The sequence below is a fragment of the Citrobacter sp. RHBSTW-00986 genome (genome assembly GCF_013783065.1).
In the GTDB taxonomy this organism is placed as follows: Bacteria; Pseudomonadota; Gammaproteobacteria; order Enterobacterales; family Enterobacteriaceae; genus Citrobacter; species Citrobacter braakii.
Window position 1 is genome coordinate 1,012,763 of the sequence record NZ_CP056200.1, and the last position, 15,534, is coordinate 1,028,296.

General features: G+C 52.3%; 12 protein-coding genes and 1 pseudogene. 7 read left to right on the forward strand and 6 right to left on the reverse strand.

Features of this window, described 5'->3' with window-relative positions:
- Positions 1–9 precede the first annotated feature (9 nt).
- The 4 genes from fucR to fucI form a co-directional block, all read right to left on the reverse strand.
- Positions 10–738, reverse strand: a complete 729-nt coding sequence (gene fucR, locus HV345_RS04975) for an L-fucose operon activator (protein WP_181547005.1) — start codon at positions 736–738, stop codon at positions 10–12.
- Between the two features lie 57 nt (positions 739–795).
- The gene (fucU, locus tag HV345_RS04980; protein WP_019077593.1) at positions 796–1,218 is read right to left on the reverse strand and encodes an L-fucose mutarotase; all 423 of its coding nucleotides are present in this window, start codon (positions 1,216–1,218) and stop codon (positions 796–798) included.
- A gap of 1 nt (position 1,219) precedes the next feature.
- Positions 1,220–2,638 (reverse strand): L-fuculokinase, encoded by a 1,419-nt coding sequence (gene fucK, locus HV345_RS04985; RefSeq protein WP_181636329.1) that lies wholly within the window; start codon positions 2,636–2,638, stop codon positions 1,220–1,222.
- A 99-nt stretch (positions 2,639–2,737) separates the two neighbouring features.
- Positions 2,738–4,513 carry an L-fucose isomerase gene (gene fucI, locus HV345_RS04990; protein ID WP_075847504.1) on the reverse strand — a complete coding sequence of 592 codons (1,776 nt, stop codon included), beginning with the start codon at positions 4,511–4,513 and terminating at the stop codon, positions 2,738–2,740.
- Positions 4,514–4,976: 463 nt separating this feature from the next.
- On the opposite strand from fucI, the pseudogene HV345_RS04995 reads away from it, so the two are divergent.
- The 7 genes and pseudogenes from HV345_RS04995 to fucO all read left to right on the forward strand — a co-directional run bounded on the left by HV345_RS04995 (position 4,977) and on the right by fucO (position 13,151).
- Positions 4,977–6,476, forward strand: a pseudogene (locus tag HV345_RS04995) (sugar ABC transporter ATP-binding protein).
- Positions 6,477–6,479: 3 nt separating this feature from the next.
- A complete protein-coding gene (locus tag HV345_RS05000) occupies positions 6,480–7,463 on the forward strand; it encodes an ABC transporter permease (RefSeq protein ID WP_003034055.1) in 984 nt (327 codons plus the stop codon).
- Positions 7,464–7,536: 73 nt separating this feature from the next.
- Positions 7,537–8,487: an ABC transporter substrate-binding protein gene (locus tag HV345_RS05005; protein ID WP_016157361.1), complete on the forward strand. Its 951-nt coding sequence runs from the start codon at positions 7,537–7,539 to the stop codon at positions 8,485–8,487.
- Positions 8,488–8,540: 53 nt separating this feature from the next.
- Positions 8,541–10,121, forward strand: a complete 1,581-nt coding sequence (locus tag HV345_RS05010; protein ID WP_047414355.1) for an FGGY-family carbohydrate kinase — start codon at positions 8,541–8,543, stop codon at positions 10,119–10,121.
- Between the two features lie 66 nt (positions 10,122–10,187).
- Complete coding sequence (locus HV345_RS05015) at positions 10,188–11,186, forward strand: LacI family DNA-binding transcriptional regulator (RefSeq protein ID WP_016154251.1); 999 nt, start codon at positions 10,188–10,190, stop codon at positions 11,184–11,186.
- A gap of 141 nt (positions 11,187–11,327) precedes the next feature.
- Entirely contained in the window at positions 11,328–11,975 is a 648-nt protein-coding gene (fucA, locus tag HV345_RS05020; RefSeq protein WP_003034062.1) for an L-fuculose-phosphate aldolase, read from the forward strand.
- 27 nt (positions 11,976–12,002) lie between these two features.
- The gene (gene fucO / locus HV345_RS05025; protein WP_141895572.1) at positions 12,003–13,151 is read left to right on the forward strand and encodes a lactaldehyde reductase; all 1,149 of its coding nucleotides are present in this window, start codon (positions 12,003–12,005) and stop codon (positions 13,149–13,151) included.
- A 91-nt stretch (positions 13,152–13,242) separates the two neighbouring features.
- Here fucO and xni read toward each other — a convergent pair whose 3' ends face one another.
- Positions 13,243–13,998, reverse strand: a complete 756-nt coding sequence (xni, locus tag HV345_RS05030) for a flap endonuclease Xni (RefSeq protein WP_016154249.1) — start codon at positions 13,996–13,998, stop codon at positions 13,243–13,245.
- A 137-nt stretch (positions 13,999–14,135) separates the two neighbouring features.
- The gene (locus tag HV345_RS05035; RefSeq protein ID WP_016154248.1) at positions 14,136–15,503 is read right to left on the reverse strand and encodes an L-serine ammonia-lyase; all 1,368 of its coding nucleotides are present in this window, start codon (positions 15,501–15,503) and stop codon (positions 14,136–14,138) included.
- Positions 15,504–15,534 lie beyond the last annotated feature (31 nt).

Genomic DNA, 15,534 nt, shown 5'->3' on the forward strand with positions numbered 1-15,534 from the left:
GTAAATGCCTTATCCGGCCTGCATTGTTTCAATCATCGGCGTATCTGAAATAATATGCGTCACATCATCCAGATGCCCAATCCGGGCCTCCCCCGAACGATTAAATTTACTTTTATCGATCAGCAATAATGACTGCGCTGCGCGCTTAAGCAGAATGGACTTGAAGTCGGCATTGGTCGCGTTAGAGTCCCAGAGTGCGCCGTCGCTGTCGATCCCTACGCAGGAAAAAATAAACAGATCGATCTCGAGTGGTTTGAGCTGCGAGATGAGCGAGGGGTTAACATAGCAACCGTATTTACGCTCAAGGCGACCGCCGGAGCTGATGAGCTGAAGGTGTTCGCGTTTAGCCAATTCCTGGCAAATGGGCTGGCTGTTGGTAAAGACGTGAATGTTGATGTCCGGTAACTGTCGCGCCAGGTACCAGCACGTTGAGCTGGCGTCCAGGGCTATCACCATACCTTCTTCGATCCATGCCAGCGCTTCGCGGGCAATATTCGCTTTGTGGGCATAGTGGCTTTTGAGTCGCATATGAAACGGGTCGCCGCTGTCCTGATTTTCCCGATGAATCACTTTGGCTCGCCCGTGATTGCGCAGCACTTTTCCCTGGGCTTGTAACTCGCTGAGATCGCGGCGGATAGTCTCTTTGCTGACCTTAAGTTGCAAAGCAAGGGTTTCGGTTGTCAGATTTTTGTGGTTGGTAAGCAGATCTACGATCGCCTGCTGGCGCGCCGCTTTCATGTTCTGATCCTCATCTTATGATGAATGCCCGTAGCTGACGGGCATTCAGACCAGAGATTACGGGGTTACTCCTTTTTTTAATAGAATATTCCCGTACTTTGCCCGCTCTCCTGTGATAACGATCGCAAACGCCTGTTGCGCGCGTTCATAGAAGGCATAGCGGTCAATACGCGTGATGTCCGGGCAGGGGGTTTGCAGTGAAAGCGCCTGACGATAGCGGGCCTCGACGTCAGGATCGAGGGCATCGCCTTCAACAGCCGCCATCATCACCAGCGGTGGGGCATAGCTGTCCAGTTCAAAGAGCGGAATAATCGCCTGTAGCAGGTCGCTGACCAATAGACCGTCGGCGCGGATAACCTGCGGTCCCATGCTGTGGGCCGGGAAGTGGGCATCGGAAAATATAATCTCATCGCCGTGGCCCATCTCAGCCAGCACCTTCAGCAGGTCGGGCGAAATTAAGGGAGATATTGTTTTGAGCATGTTACTCAACTCCTGTTAGTTCGGATTCGGTTTGCGGATAGAAGTAACGGTACTGGTAGCGTACCTGCCCGCGTGCCTGTTCCGGTGAGGTAAATTCCCCAATGCCTGACCACGCAAACATTGCGGCACCTGCCACGGTGGTTTCGGCGTCATCCAGCACTTTGACAGGTATCCCGAGAACATTCGCTTTGATCTGATTCCACAACGCGTTGCGGCTTCCCCCACCAACCAATAGCAGTTCTGTGGCCTGGAAATGACCGATTTTTTCCAGCGTATGGAGGTTTCGCTGCAGCTGTTCTGTCAGTCCTTCCAGCGCGGCGCGATAAAAGTGCCCACGGGTGGTATTGAGCGTAACCCCTTGCCAGCCCGCATTCTGACAGGCCAGCAGGTCGCAGTGCATCTTCACGCCTTCGGCGCCTGCCGGGATGGCCCTGGCTTCGTCAATCAGCGTCTGCCAGGGGGTGTCGGCAGTCCACAACAGCTTACGTACCCACTCAAGTACACCGGAAGCCAGCCACTGCATGCCGGGGTTATTCAGTCCAGCCTGGCTATCCAGCTCACAAGTGGAACCCGCATATTGGCTGAGCTGGGAGGTATCCACCTGCGCACTGCGCACCATCAGAATTTCCCATGTGCCGGAAGAGAGCACCGGTTCATCTGGCTGGGCTCCAGCGCCAAATAGCGCAAACTGCGTGTCGTGTCCGGCAGAGATGACCGGAATTCCCGCCGTAAGCCCGAGCAGGCTGGCAGCCTCTGGTTGCAAAGCCCCAATCTGTTCGCCTGCTTCAACCAGGCGCGGGAACAGACGGCGCGGTATGCCCGTAGCCTGCAAAATGTCATGACTAAAATCGCGCTGCCGGATGTCCAGCAACTGGCTGGTGCCCGCCATGGTGATATCTGTGGTGAACTCGCCGGTTAAACGGTGGTTGATAAGCGACGAGATAAACAACCAGGCGTGCGCCTGCTCCAGAAATTGCGGATGGTTTTCTTTCAGCCACACCAGTTTATACAGCGTGTTGAAGCTAAATGCGCCGACGCCGGAAATTTCCTGCAATTGCTGCGGTGATATGTAGCGGTGAATATTCTCCATCACCGCTGCGGTGCGTGGGCATTTCCAGCTAATCACCGGATACAGCTGCTTGCCGTTCTTATCAACCAGCGCGCCGTCTACGCCAAAAGTGGTGACGGCGATCCCGCGGACATGGCAGGCGGCCAGTTGCGTGCAGAGGCGCTGACAGCAGTCGGCGAAGCGTTGCAGAATGGCCTCCAGCGACCACTGATGCCAGGTACTGTTTTCTGTTGCGATGTCACTGGCGTTCGGGGTTGCTGCGCGGGCGACAATCTTTCCCTGTCGGTCAACGGCGATAGCCCGCACGTTGGTCGCGCCACAGTCGAGAACCAGGATAACGTCTTGTTTCATAATCGCTCCCCAAACGTAGCCGGATGGCGCAGCGCTTACCCGGCCTACAAAATTCACCGCGCAGGCCCGGTAAGCTTGCGCCACCGGGCCAGAGTCGCATTAACGCTTATACAGCGGGCCGTAGTTCTGGCAGGCGCGATAATCCTGGCCTTCCATATCCATACCATGGGCTGCCCAGGCTGAAGGGCGGTAAATTTTTTCGTCTTCCACGTTGTGCATACAAACCGGGATACGCAGCATGGCGGCGAGCGTAATAAAGTCCGCGCCCACGTGACCTATCGTCAGTACGCCGTGGTTTGCGCCCCAGTTAGCCATGACGGAATAGACATCGCTGAATGGGCCTTTACCGGTTAAGCGCGGGGCAAACCAGGTGGTTGGCCAGGTGGAGTTGGTGCGCGCATCAAGCTGGTCGTGCATCTCTTTAGGCAATTCCACGCTCCAGCCTTCCGCGATTTGCAGCACCGGGCCCAGGCCTTTGATGATGTTGATGCGGGTCATGGTGAACGGCACGCCGCCCTCGGTCAGGAAGCGAGAAGAATAGCCGCCGCCGCGGAAGTATTCGTGAATAGCCGGACACCATTCGGTAGCCGCCAGGCAATCATCCGCCTCTTTCTGTGAGATCTCCCAGTGCGGCTTCATGGTCGGTTTCCCTTCGCCGTCGCGCTGTTTGCAGGAGCCATCCAGCGCTGCCGAGCCGGAGTTAATCAGGTGAATAATACCGTGCTCAGCAAGGCCGGTCAGCGGTTTACCCGTGACACGTTCAACCGCCTCTGGCGACCAGTAGGTGCGCACATCGGCAAAGACCTGCGCTGTGCCGGTGAGTTGATGACCAAACAGCATCGCCACGCCGTTCAGGCTGTCGTTTTCGGTGGCGACAACGAACGGTTCGCGAATGCCGTTCCAGTCAAAGGAGCTGTTGAGCAGTGCTTCGGCGGTATCGCCATTCGGGTATTGATCGGTCCAGTGACGCTGGCCCTGGAAGCCTGCGGCAATCGCGTTGTACCCCAGCGACTCTTCAACCCGACCTTTGTCTGCCAGTTTTTGGTTACCCTGCATCATGTCGCGAATGCACATGGCCATCAGCAGGCTCTCTTTCAGCACCGCACGGCTCTGCTCTGCGTTACGCTTATATTGCTGTGCGTTCTGATCTTCACCGTAGCGGAAGTTTTTATCCGCCCACGCCAGCGCCATTTCCAGCTCAGCTTCGTCATAGATTTTTTGGTCGATGCGACGACGCAGTTCGGTCATATCAACGGGTTGAACCTTCATTCCCAGCCAGGATTCAAAGAAGTTATGATCGACAATCGAGCCGGCAATGCCCATTGAAACGCCGCCTACGGACAGGTAGCTTTTGCCTTTCATACTGGCAACCGCCAGGCCCGCGCGGGCAAAGCGCAGCAATTTTTCTTCAACATCGGCAGGGATCGTGGTATCGCCGGCATCCTGTACGTCATGGCCGTAAATAGAGAAGGCGGGAAGTCCTTTTTGATTATGCGCAGCCAATGCTGCGGCCAGATAAACTGCGCCGGGACGTTCTGTTCCGTTAAAGCCCCAGATAGCTTTCGGGCGCATCGGATCCATGTCGATGGTTTCGCTACCGTAGCACCAGCATGGGGTAACAGTAATCGTCACGCCTACGTTCAGGCTGCTGAATTTTTCTTCACAGGCGGCAGATTCAGCCATCCCGGCAATGCAAGTGTCGGCAATCACACATTCAATTTGTGCGCCACTGGCGTGACGAAGTTTCTCTGTGATCAGCGCAGCAGTGGCTTTAGCCATATTCATGGTTTGCTCTTCGAGCGATTCACGAACACCCATACGGCGCCCATCAATCACCGGACGAATTCCAATTTTCGGTAAGCTATTTTTGTTCATTCGAGGTTCCTCATCTCACTTTATGCCGTGCTGCAAAAGCGGATGTTGAACACCACTGTCGCAGTTGGCTGAATAACCCATTTTTGCTAACTCGAGTTAGCTTAGGTATTAGAGAGTTTTTTGCACAACTTTTTTGTTGTGGAACTGTGAGAGGCTTCACGAGAAGTGGTTAAAATTCGATCTGCGTCAAATAAACCTGGACGGGTATTTTCAATAAATCCTTTTTAAATTAATAGGTTGTGATAAATTGTCTGTTCAGCGTCACAGTTTTAAACCAAATGATTTGGCTATTTTGAGTAGCTAAAATAGCTTTAAAAGGCACTTCGCTAACTCGAGTTAGCATAATTGATAAAACGCATATGAACTTATAGGTAGTATTCGCATTAACGGTGACGATGGCTTCCTGGCAACGTTTTGCGCCTGATTCACTGATTGCAGTTTCTGTATATTGAGGAAAGCAGCAATGTCTGAAACATTTTTACAGATGAGTCATATTACGAAACGTTTTCCCGGCGTATTAGCGTTGAGTAATGTGGATTTTGCTTTACGCAAAGGAGAGGTTCATGCGCTGCTGGGTGAGAATGGCGCAGGAAAGTCTACGTTGATGAAGATTTTATCCGGTGTTTATCAGCCTGATGAAGGGGATATTATTTTTGAGGGCCAACCTGTTACTTTTGCGAATCCGTTGAGTGCACAAAGCGCAGGTATCACCATCATTCACCAGGAGTTTAACCTTTTCCCTGAACTCACGGTGGAAGAAAATATATTTATTGGCAGGGAGTTTTGCAAAAATAATCGCTGGCGTCTGGATGAAAAACTACAGCGACAGGCAGCTATCGATATTTTGCAAAAATTAAACCTGAATATCTCTCCAGAAACGCTGGTGGCCGATCTGACCGTCGCGCAACAACAAATGGTTGAGATTGCTAAAGCGATATCGGTGAATGCCAAGATTCTTATTATGGATGAACCGACGGCAGCACTGACCGAAACGGAAATTGACAGCTTATTTTAGGTAACTCGTTTGCTGAAAGAACAGGGAACGGGCATTGTTTATATCTCGCACAGATTAGAGGAACTGGCGCTGATCGCCGATCGCGCGACGGTGATGCGGGATGGTCAGTTTATTGCCACTGTGGATTATGATGCGGTTAAAATTAGCGATCTGATTGCCATGATGGTTGGGCGCGATCTTGGCAATATCTATCCTCGCCGCGAACCTTTGGCTCAACGCAAACCGGTGTTGGAAGTAAGCGGTCTGACGCGCAATGGCGTATTGAACAATATTGATTTCACTCTGTATCAGGGCGAAATTTTGGGCTTCGCCGGTCTGATGGGGGCAGGACGTACTGAGCTGGCGCGGGCAATTTTTGGTGCGGATCCCATTGATGGCGGAACCCTCAAGCTGAACGGTAACGTGACGGTAATTAAAGATATTCCTGATGCAATCAAACAGGGTATCAGCTATTTAACCGAGGACAGGAAAAAAGAGGGGCTGGCATTAGGACTGTCCGTTGAGCGCAATATTATGTTGGGCAATTATCCTGAGTATTCCGATCGTTATGGCAACGTGGACAGCAAACGTTGTCAGAAAACCAGCGAAGAACAGGTGAAAGCCCTACGCATTAAAACACCACATTTAGAACAGGCTGCTCTGAATTTAAGTGGTGGTAATCAGCAGAAAATTATTATTGCCAGATGGGTGTGTAAAGACACCGATATTCTCATCTTTGATGAACCCACTCGCGGTATTGATGTGGGTGCCAAACTTGAGATTTATGAATTAATGAATCGACTGGTGGCAAAAGGGAAGTCAATTATCATGATCTCCTCTGAATTACCGGAAGTGCTGGGTATGTGCGATCGCATTTTAGTGATGCGTAATGGACGTATTACCGGGGAGTTAGCTTCTGATGACGCCACACAAGAAAAAATCATGCAATATGCGACGTTAGAGGACTAATTTATGACTATCTCTGTAACCTCTTCAGACAGCAATAATAAGAAAATAAAAATTAACAAAGAACTTTTAATGCGCCTTGCGCCGCTTTTGAGTCTGATTATTTTAGTAATATTTTTTAGCTTTGGTTCGCCATTTTTCTTTAACACTGAAAACATCATGACAATCGCTCTGCAAACTTCAGTGATTGGCATTATGGCGATTGGCGTTACCTTCGTCATTATCACGTCAGGAATCGACCTTTCTCTTGGCTCGGTGGTGGCCTTTTCTGGTGTTGCGGTGGGCATCAGCGCCACGCTGGGATTGCCTCTGCCCGTATGTATTCTGGCCGGGGTGCTGGCCGGTGGATTATGCGGCTATATCAATGGTCTGCTGGTCACCAAAATGACTATCCCACCTTTTATCGCCACGCTGGGCCTGATGATGTCCGTCAGAGGCATCAATATGGTGATGACAGATGGTCGTGCGATTTATTTCGCTGATTACCCCACCTTCAAAATGCTGGCCCAGGGACGTTTGTTCGATGTGTTGCCTTATCCCGTTTTTTACCTGGTGGTGGTGGCGCTAATCGCCGCCTACATCCTGAAGAAAACGGTGATTGGTCGCTATGTTTACGCTGTGGGTAGCAATGAGGTGGCCGCACATCTTTCCGGTATTAAAGTTCAACGCGTCAAAATTTTCGTCTACGCCTTTTGTGGTCTGCTGACCGGGATCGCCGGCGTTATTCTGGCCTCACGTCTGAACTCTGGTCAGCCAACGGTTGGTGTGGGTTATGAACTGGAAGCCATCGCGGCGGTTGTTATTGGCGGTACGAGCCTGATGGGAGGAATTGGCACCATCGGCGGGACTATCATCGGCGCATTCATTATGAGCGTGTTGAAAAATGGTCTGAACCTGATGGGGGTTTCCCAGTTCTGGCAAATGGTGGCCATGGGCGTGGTGGTCATTGCTGCGGTTTATCTCGATACATTACGCAAAAAAATTCGTTGATTTACGCTCCCGGAAGTCACGGGGCATCATAACCCTGACGTTTAGGGTGACTCACTCAGAACGGAGTAAAACAATGAGAACCAGGAATTTTGTCTATGCGTTATCCCTGCTGGCCTGTATGACATCCAGCGTATTGGCTAAAGATATGAACCTTCCGGTGGTCAGTAAAGGTTTCCAGCATGAATTCTGGCAAACCGTAAAAATGGGGACGGAAGCGGCAGCAAAAGAGTCGGGTGATAAAACCAGCTATGTTGGCCCGGCGGATGAAACTCAGATTGCCGAGCAGATTCAGCTAGTTGAAAACGCGATGGCGCAAAAACCCAATGGGCTATTGCTGGCAGCGTTAGATGCCAATGCGCTGGCGCCATTAGTTGAGACCGCAAATTCACGCGGCATTAAAGTTGTGACGTTTGACTCCGGCGTGAATTCCGATATCCCAGTGAGCTTTGTCGCCACGAATAACCGTAAAGCCGGTGCTGAAGCGGCGGATGCACTGGCAGCGGAAGTGGGCAGCAAAGGTAAAGTGGGCATTATTGCGCACGTAGCGGGGACCTCCTCAGCGATTGAGCGTTCGGAAGGGTTTATTGCCCGCATGAAGGAGAAATACCCGGAAATCCAGGTGCTCCCGGTCCAGTACAGCGATGGCGATCCGCAAAAAGCGATGGATAAAACCATCGATATGATCCAGGCCAACCCTGATATTGCAGGGATTTATGGCACCAATGAAGGCTCAACGTTGGGCGTAGCAAACGCCATTGATAGTCAAAACCTGAAAGGCAAAGTGAAAGTGATTGGTTTTGATAGCACCGAGGCAATCATTGCTTTCCTGAAGTCTGGGGTCATTCAGGGCTTTGTCGTGCAGGACGCTTATCAGATTGGCTACCAGGGTATCAAGACACTAAATGCAGCGGTATCGGGTCAGTCTGTACCGAAAGAAATTGATATTCCGGTTAAATTCGTTAATGCGAAGAACATTGACACCCCGGAAATTGACAAGCTGTTACACCCATTCGGTAAAAAATAACACCGTTGGGGCGAAGTGCTCGCCCCATCATTCGCCAGCGTCAGGGAGTTACTATGGGCAGTGGATATTTCCTCGGTGTGGATGTCGGTTCCGCCAGCGTCAGGGCTGGTGTCTTTGATGCCAGTGGCAAACGGCTGGCTTTTGCGACATACGCCATCTCGCAGTTTCGACCCGGTCCTGAGCGGGTTGAGCAGTCATCTGCAGAAATCTGGCAGCAGGTTTGCCATGCAGTGAAGGAGGCGGTGTCGTCATCCGGGGTTCGCATTGAGGAGATTCGCGCATTGGGATTTGATGCCACCTGTTCATTGGTAGCACTGGATGAGCAGGGGCGGGGTCTGGCGGTTTCACCTGGCGAACCATCAGACCATAACATCATCATGTGGATGGATCATCGTGCGGCGCAGGAGACGCAACGTATAAACGCCACGCAGGATCCGGCTCTGCGCTACGTTGGCGGTGAAGTCAGCGTCGAAATGGAGCTTCCTAAAGTACTGTGGCTGAAAAACCATTTTCCAGCCACCTGGCAGAGTGCGTATCGCTTCTACGATCTGGCGGACTTTCTGGTCTCTAAAGCTACCGCCTGTGATGTTGCTGGTCTGTGCACGCTGACGTGTAAATGGAACTATCTGGCACATGAACAACGCTTTAGCCACTCCCTGCTTGACGCTGTTGAGCTAACGGATTTGTTGGGAAAAATCCCGTCGCGGATCCTGCCACCAGGCGCTGCCGTTGGAACGCTTAGCGCTGATGCGGCCCAGGCGCTGGGGCTGACGACTGCAGTGGTCGTCGCCAGCGGAATGATTGATGCCCATGCGGGCGGAGTAGCGCTTGCCGGTGTTGAGCCTGAGGGGACGTTGGCGTTGATCAGCGGAACGTCAAATTGCCATATGCTGTGCAGCGAGCAGGAAATTCATACACCTGGTGTATGGGGGCCGTACTGGTCAGCCATGCTGCCAGGCTACTGGCTGACAGAAGGGGGGCAAAGTGCCGCTGGGGCGTTAGTCGACTGGACGCTTCAGGAGTCAGGAGCCAGCGCGGCGCTATTTCACAAGGCTGAGGCGCGGGGTTGCCATCCCATCGTTTTAGTTAATGAATGGGTTGCCGCACTTGAGGCGCAGGAGTCAGAGCCTGGTCGTTATTTGCATGTGCTGGCCGATCATCACGGTAATCGTTCACCGCGCGCGCGACCCGATGCCCGGGGGAGTGTTTGCGGTTTGACTCTTGAGCGAGGCGAGATGCAGGTTGCTCGTCTGTACCTGGCGACATTACAGGCGATCGCCTGCGGTACGCGGCATATTATGGAAGTGATGCGCGAAAACGGTCACACCATTTCCCGACTGACGCTGTGCGGCGGCGCAACGCATAACCCACTATGGTTGCGAGAATATGCCGATGCCACCGGATGCGATATTCATCTGATGCAGGAAGAGGATGCGGTGACGTTAGGGGCGGCCATCACTGGCGCGGTTGCCTGCGGCGCGTGGGAAAATATTCCATCTGCATGCCAGGCGATGGTTCGATCAGGCGAGGTGATTAAGGCTAACCCGGCACGGCGCAACTTCTATGACCGCAAATATCAGGCTTATCTGATGATGTGGGATCAGCAGCAGGCGATTAACCAACTTATGCAGTAAGACAAAAGTTTAAAATACTTTTATGATTGTAGATTGACGTTTTTGGATGTGAACTGGGGCATATAAATGGCTAAAACAGTAGAACAGATAGCCAGCGATCTGAATTTATCGGTTACGACCGTACGACTGGTGCTGAACGGGAAAGCAGAGCAATATCGAATCAGTGTCAAAACCCAAACGCGTATTAATGAATATGTCGAGCGCTATGGTTACGTCATTAACCATTCAGCACGCAGCCTGAAATTGAATAAAACGGATACGTTGGGATTGATTGTGCCCAATATTTCCAACGTGTTTTTTGCCACACTCGCAGAAAAACTTGAGCAACGCTGTCGTCGCTCCGGTTATCAGCTAACGATTAGCTGTACCTATGACGATGTTGATTACGAAAATAAACTGACCAAAGCGTTAATAGCTCGCAATGTCGATGGCCTTTTTATTGTTCCCTCAACATTAGAGAATCAGCAGCACCATTTACGTCAGGTCAGAAAACCGATGGTGTTACTTGACCGTGATTTTAAGTATACCGATAACGCTCTGGTAGAAAGCCATAACATTTTGGGCGGCGAAAAGTTGACGCAAAGTTTGTTTGACGCTGGAAAGTCGCCGATCTGGTTTTTGGTGGGAGATACCGGATTGCCCAGCATCGGCGACCGTTTACAAGGTTATCTTAATGCATTGAACAATAATGGTATTTTGCATAGCGATTGGGTGCGCGAAGGTCCGGACAACACGCCCGAGGGAGGTTATCGACTGATGGATGAGTTGATCGGCGAACAGGGCTGCCCACAGGCATTTATCGCCTCATCATTACCCGTACTGGAAGGGGCCATTAACGCTATTCGTAATCGTTTTGGCACAATTCCACCTGAAATTAATATTGGGACATTCGATGAACACCCGATGCTGGGATTCCTCGCCAATAATGTCTGGTCAATGCAGCAGGATGAAAATGTTTGGGCGGAAAAAGCGTTCGATATGATGATGAGTGCTATTGATGACCAGCCAATTAAAGAAACTGTAAAAGTTGAGATGAAACTTATTAAGCGCGTAAGACAACCTTAATACGCCGCTATAAATAAATCGGCCTACTGAACCTGAATATATACGTTCAGTGGCTGCCTGTATCTGAAACCTGACCCGTCTTACTCTGCGGCTGCATTTTTCGCAATAAAGACGAGGGGAAACTGTACCCGGAGAATCATTATGGAAAGAATGCGTTTGTCGCGAGAAATCATTGAAACCTGCCTTGAAATGACCAGCCTTGGATTGAATCAGGGGACGGCGGGAAATGTGAGTGCGCGTTATGAAAATGGGATGCTGATCACGCCCAGCGGTATTCCTTACGAAAGACTTACTGAAAATATGATCGTGTATGTAGATAACGACGGGAAATATGATAAAGGACAATTACCCTCCAGTGAATGGCGTTTTCACCTGGCGGCATACCAGACGCGTCCGGATGCCAATGCGGTTGTCCATAACCATGCCGTACATTGCACGGCCGTTTCTATTCTTAATCGCCCTATCCCGGCAATTCACTACATGATTGCGGCGGCTGGGGGGAACTCTATTCCGTGTGCGCCTTATGCGACGTTTGGTACACGAGAGCTGTCAGAGCATGTGAGCGTCGCCCTGAAAAACCGTAAGGCAACGCTTTTACAGCACCATGGGTTGATTGCTTGTGAAGCGAATTTGGAAAAAGCACTGTGGTTGGCGCATGAAGTGGAAGTTCTGGCCCGCCTTTATCTGAGCACGCTGGCGATTGTCGACCCGGTGCCGGTGCTGGATGACGAGGAGATCGCCATTGTGCTGGAGAAATTCAAATCTTACGGATTACGCATTGAAGAGTAACTTCGCATAGCGAAAAGGAGAAATACGATGGCGAACAGAATGATTCTGAACGAAACGGCATGGTTTGGCCGGGGAGCTGTTGGTGCATTAACCGATGAAGTCATCCGTCGTGGTTATCGCAAGGCGTTGATTGTGACTGATAAAAATCTGGTGCAGTGCGGCGTTGTCGATAAGGTGACTTCCCGAATGGATGCTGCAGGTCTGGCATGGGAAATCTATTCAGGCGTTATTCCTAACCCAACCATTGCGGTGGTGCAGGAAGGGTTGGGTGTCTTTCAGCAAAGCGGCGCAGACTATCTGATCGCCATCGGCGGAGGCTCCCCTCAGGATACCTGTAAAGCGATTGGCATTATCAATAATAACCCTGAGTTTGCGGATGTACGCAGCCTTGAAGGGTTATCGCCAACGCGCAGCCCGAGCGTGCCGGTTATGGCTATCCCAACCACCGCGGGAACGGCAGCGGAAGTGACCATTAACTACGTGATCACTGACGAAGAAAATCGGCGTAAGTTTGTTTGTGTCGACCCCCATGACATCCCACAGGTAGCGTTCATCGATGCTGACATGATGGACGGCATGCCAGCGGCGCTAAAAGCCGCCACCGGAGTGGATGCCCTGACCCATGCTATTGAGGGGTACATCACGCGGGCGGCGTGGGCGCTTACCGATGCGCTGCACATTAAAGCCATTGAAATGATAGCCGGGGCATTACGCGGTTCCGTTGCGGGCGATACCCAGGCCGGGGAAGCGATGGCGCTGGGCCAGTACGTGGCCGGGATGGGCTTTTCCAACGTTGGTCTGGGATTAGTGCATGGAATGGCACACCCGTTAGGCGCGTTTTATAACACGCCGCACGGCGTAGCAAATGCCATTTTGCTGCCGCACGTGATGCGCTATAACGCCGAATTCACCGGGGAAAAATTCCGCGATATCGCCCGGGTGATGGGGGTTAAGGTTGAAGGACTAACGCTGGCTGAGGCACGTAAAGCGGCAGTGGATGCCGTCTTCGCCCTTAACCGCGATGTAGGGATCCCACTGCATTTACGCGATGTTGGCGTACGTAAAGAGGATATTCCTGCGCTGGCGCAGGCGGCATTGGACGATGTTTGTACCGGGGGAAATCCCCGTGAAGCGAATCTTGGGGATATCGTTGAGCTGTACCACACCGCCTGGTAATTTTTCAGCGTGACGGCGTGAAAGCCTTATCCGGCCTACCGGGGTGTTCGACGTGTAGGCCAGATAAGCACAGCGCCATTCGGCAACAGACCTATCGCACCAACCGTAATTGCTGCAGGTTTCCGTCGATATGTAAGTCCGTTTGCAGCCGTGCGATATCGCGACACAGAAACGCCATCTCCTGGTGCATCTCTAGTTTCTTGCGCCACTTGTCCGGTACTTCATCAAGATGCGCGTAAATGCCTTCCAGATGTTGAAACTGTACGAGCAGCTGCGTGGCGCTTTTGGGACCAATACCTGCAACCCCCGGTACTTTCGAACTGCTGATCCCGGCCAGTCCCCAGTAATCAGGCAACTGCTGCGGCAGCACGCCAAACTCTTTCTCAATAAACGGTGCATCCAGCCAGCGCTTCTGGAAGTAGTCACGAATACGTAGCGTCGGGGAGAGCAACTGACAATAGCCTTTATCGGTTGAGACGATGGTAGCCTGATGTCCCGCCTGGCTCACTTTAACCGCCAGGGTTGCGGCTAAATCATCGGCTTCATTCCCGCTGGAGACCCAACAGCAGACGCCGCGCTGTTCAAAAGCGGCGCGTAAGGCGGGCATTTCCTGGTGCAATTCATCAGGCATCGGGGGGCGACCGGCTTTGTAGTCAGGCAACCGTTGGTGACGCCAGCCGCTGTTGCGCGCTTCATCATCGAATACCGCCACAGCGTGCGTAGGCTGACTGTGCACAATCAACTGATCGAGCGCGTGCTGGCACGTCTCTACGCAGGGTGAGCCCTGTACGGCGTGAATGCGGCGGATAAGGTTCAGTGCATCGACAATGAGCAGGTGGACGGCCACGGTGTTCTCCCTAACAAATAAGTTTGTAGGGTAACATTCACGGAGAGGGGAGGCGAGTGTTGCGAAATAGCGTTATCCGTAGACCGGATGGCGGCGAGCGCCTCATCCGGCCTACAGATCCTGAAACGTGGTGGGACTTAATCGCAGGTGACAATCTTCATCGCCAGACCGCCGCGAGATGTTTCACGGTATTTGGCGTTCATGTCTTTACCGGTTTCGTACATGGTCTCGATGACTTTATCAAGGCACACGCGCGGTTCGCTGGTACGGCGCAGCGCCATACGTGCGGCGTTCACTGCTTTAACCGAAGCAATGGCGTTACGCTCAATGCACGGTACCTGCACCTGGCCGGCAACCGGATCGCAGGTCAGACCCAGGTTATGTTCCATACCGATTTCCGCCGCGATGCACACCTGCATTGGGCTACCGCCCAGCAGTTCAGCCAGACCGGCCGCAGCCATGGAGCAGGCAACGCCGACTTCACCCTGACAGCCCACTTCGGCGCCAGAGATAGAGGCGTTCATCTTGTACAGCGAACCAATGGCGCTCGCGACCAGCATGTAGCGTGCCAGCGAGTTAGCGTTCACTTCGCGGATAAACTTGTCGTAGTACGCCAGCACGGCAGGAACAATCCCGCATGCGCCATTAGTTGGCGCCGTAACCACGCGTCCACCGGCAGCGTTTTCTTCGTTCACGGCCAGCGCGAACATGTTGATCCAGTCAACAACCGCCATCGGATCAGTGGTGGTTTTGTCGCTGCTGACCAGCATACGACGCAGCGCCGCCGCGCGACGTGGAACGCGCAGTTTGCCCGGCAATACACCTTCGGTGGTGATGCCGCGCTCAATCCCGCTGCGCATGACGTCCCAGACGTTGGCGAAGTGTTGTTCCAGCTCTTCTTTGCTGTGCAGCGCCAGTTCGTTTTGCATCATCAGACCGGAAAGTGACAGGCCGGTTTCCTGGCAATGACGTTGCAAATCAGCCGCAGATTTATACGGATACGGCACGTTTACCGGCGAGTTGTTCGGTAAACCAAAATGTTCTTCATCAACGATGAACCCACCGCCAATGGAATAGTAAGTCTGGCTGTAAATGGCTTTTTCGCCCGCCAGTGCGGTAATACGCATCCCGTTTTCGTGCAGGGACAGATTGTCCGCATGGAAATTCATGCACTTGTCGACCGGGAACTCGACCTCATGTTGACCGTCCGCCAGCAGCAAACGTCCATGAGTATTCACATCCTGGATAAAGGCCGGGATGGCATCAATGTCTACGGTATCCGGCAGATTACCCGCCAGGCCCATAATAATCGCGATGTCGGTATGGTGACCTTTCCCCGTCAGAGACAAAGAGCCATAGACATCAACCACTACGCGGGTTACGTCAGTGAGAATTCCGCGTGCAATCAGGTCATCCGTGAATTGTTTGCCTGCTTTCATCGGGCCAACAGTGTGGGAGCTGGAAGGGCCAATGCCGATTTTGAAAATATCGAATACGCTAATCATGAGGCGTCCATTGTGTATCGAGGTGCGCCGC

Bases quoted from the DNA above. Each gene is read 5' to 3' on its own strand.
- HV345_RS05015 (WP_016154251.1), top strand. From the start codon at position 10,188: ATGGCTAAAACAGTAGAACAGATAGCCAGCGATCTGAATTTATCGGTT.
- HV345_RS05010 (WP_047414355.1), top strand. From the start codon at position 8,541: ATGGGCAGTGGATATTTCCTCGGTGTGGATGTCGGTTCCGCCAGCGTC.
- fucK (WP_181636329.1), bottom strand. From the start codon at position 2,638: ATGAAACAAGACGTTATCCTGGTTCTCGACTGTGGCGCGACCAACGTG.
- fucI (WP_075847504.1), bottom strand. From the start codon at position 4,513: ATGAACAAAAATAGCTTACCGAAAATTGGAATTCGTCCGGTGATTGAT.
- fucA (WP_003034062.1), top strand. From the start codon at position 11,328: ATGGAAAGAATGCGTTTGTCGCGAGAAATCATTGAAACCTGCCTTGAA.
- HV345_RS05005 (WP_016157361.1), top strand. From the start codon at position 7,537: ATGAGAACCAGGAATTTTGTCTATGCGTTATCCCTGCTGGCCTGTATG.
- fucR (WP_181547005.1), bottom strand. From the start codon at position 738: ATGAAAGCGGCGCGCCAGCAGGCGATCGTAGATCTGCTTACCAACCAC.
- HV345_RS05000 (WP_003034055.1), top strand. From the start codon at position 6,480: ATGACTATCTCTGTAACCTCTTCAGACAGCAATAATAAGAAAATAAAA.
- fucU (WP_019077593.1), bottom strand. From the start codon at position 1,218: ATGCTCAAAACAATATCTCCCTTAATTTCGCCCGACCTGCTGAAGGTG.
- fucO (WP_141895572.1), top strand. From the start codon at position 12,003: ATGGCGAACAGAATGATTCTGAACGAAACGGCATGGTTTGGCCGGGGA.
- HV345_RS05035 (WP_016154248.1), bottom strand. From the start codon at position 15,503: ATGATTAGCGTATTCGATATTTTCAAAATCGGCATTGGCCCTTCCAGC.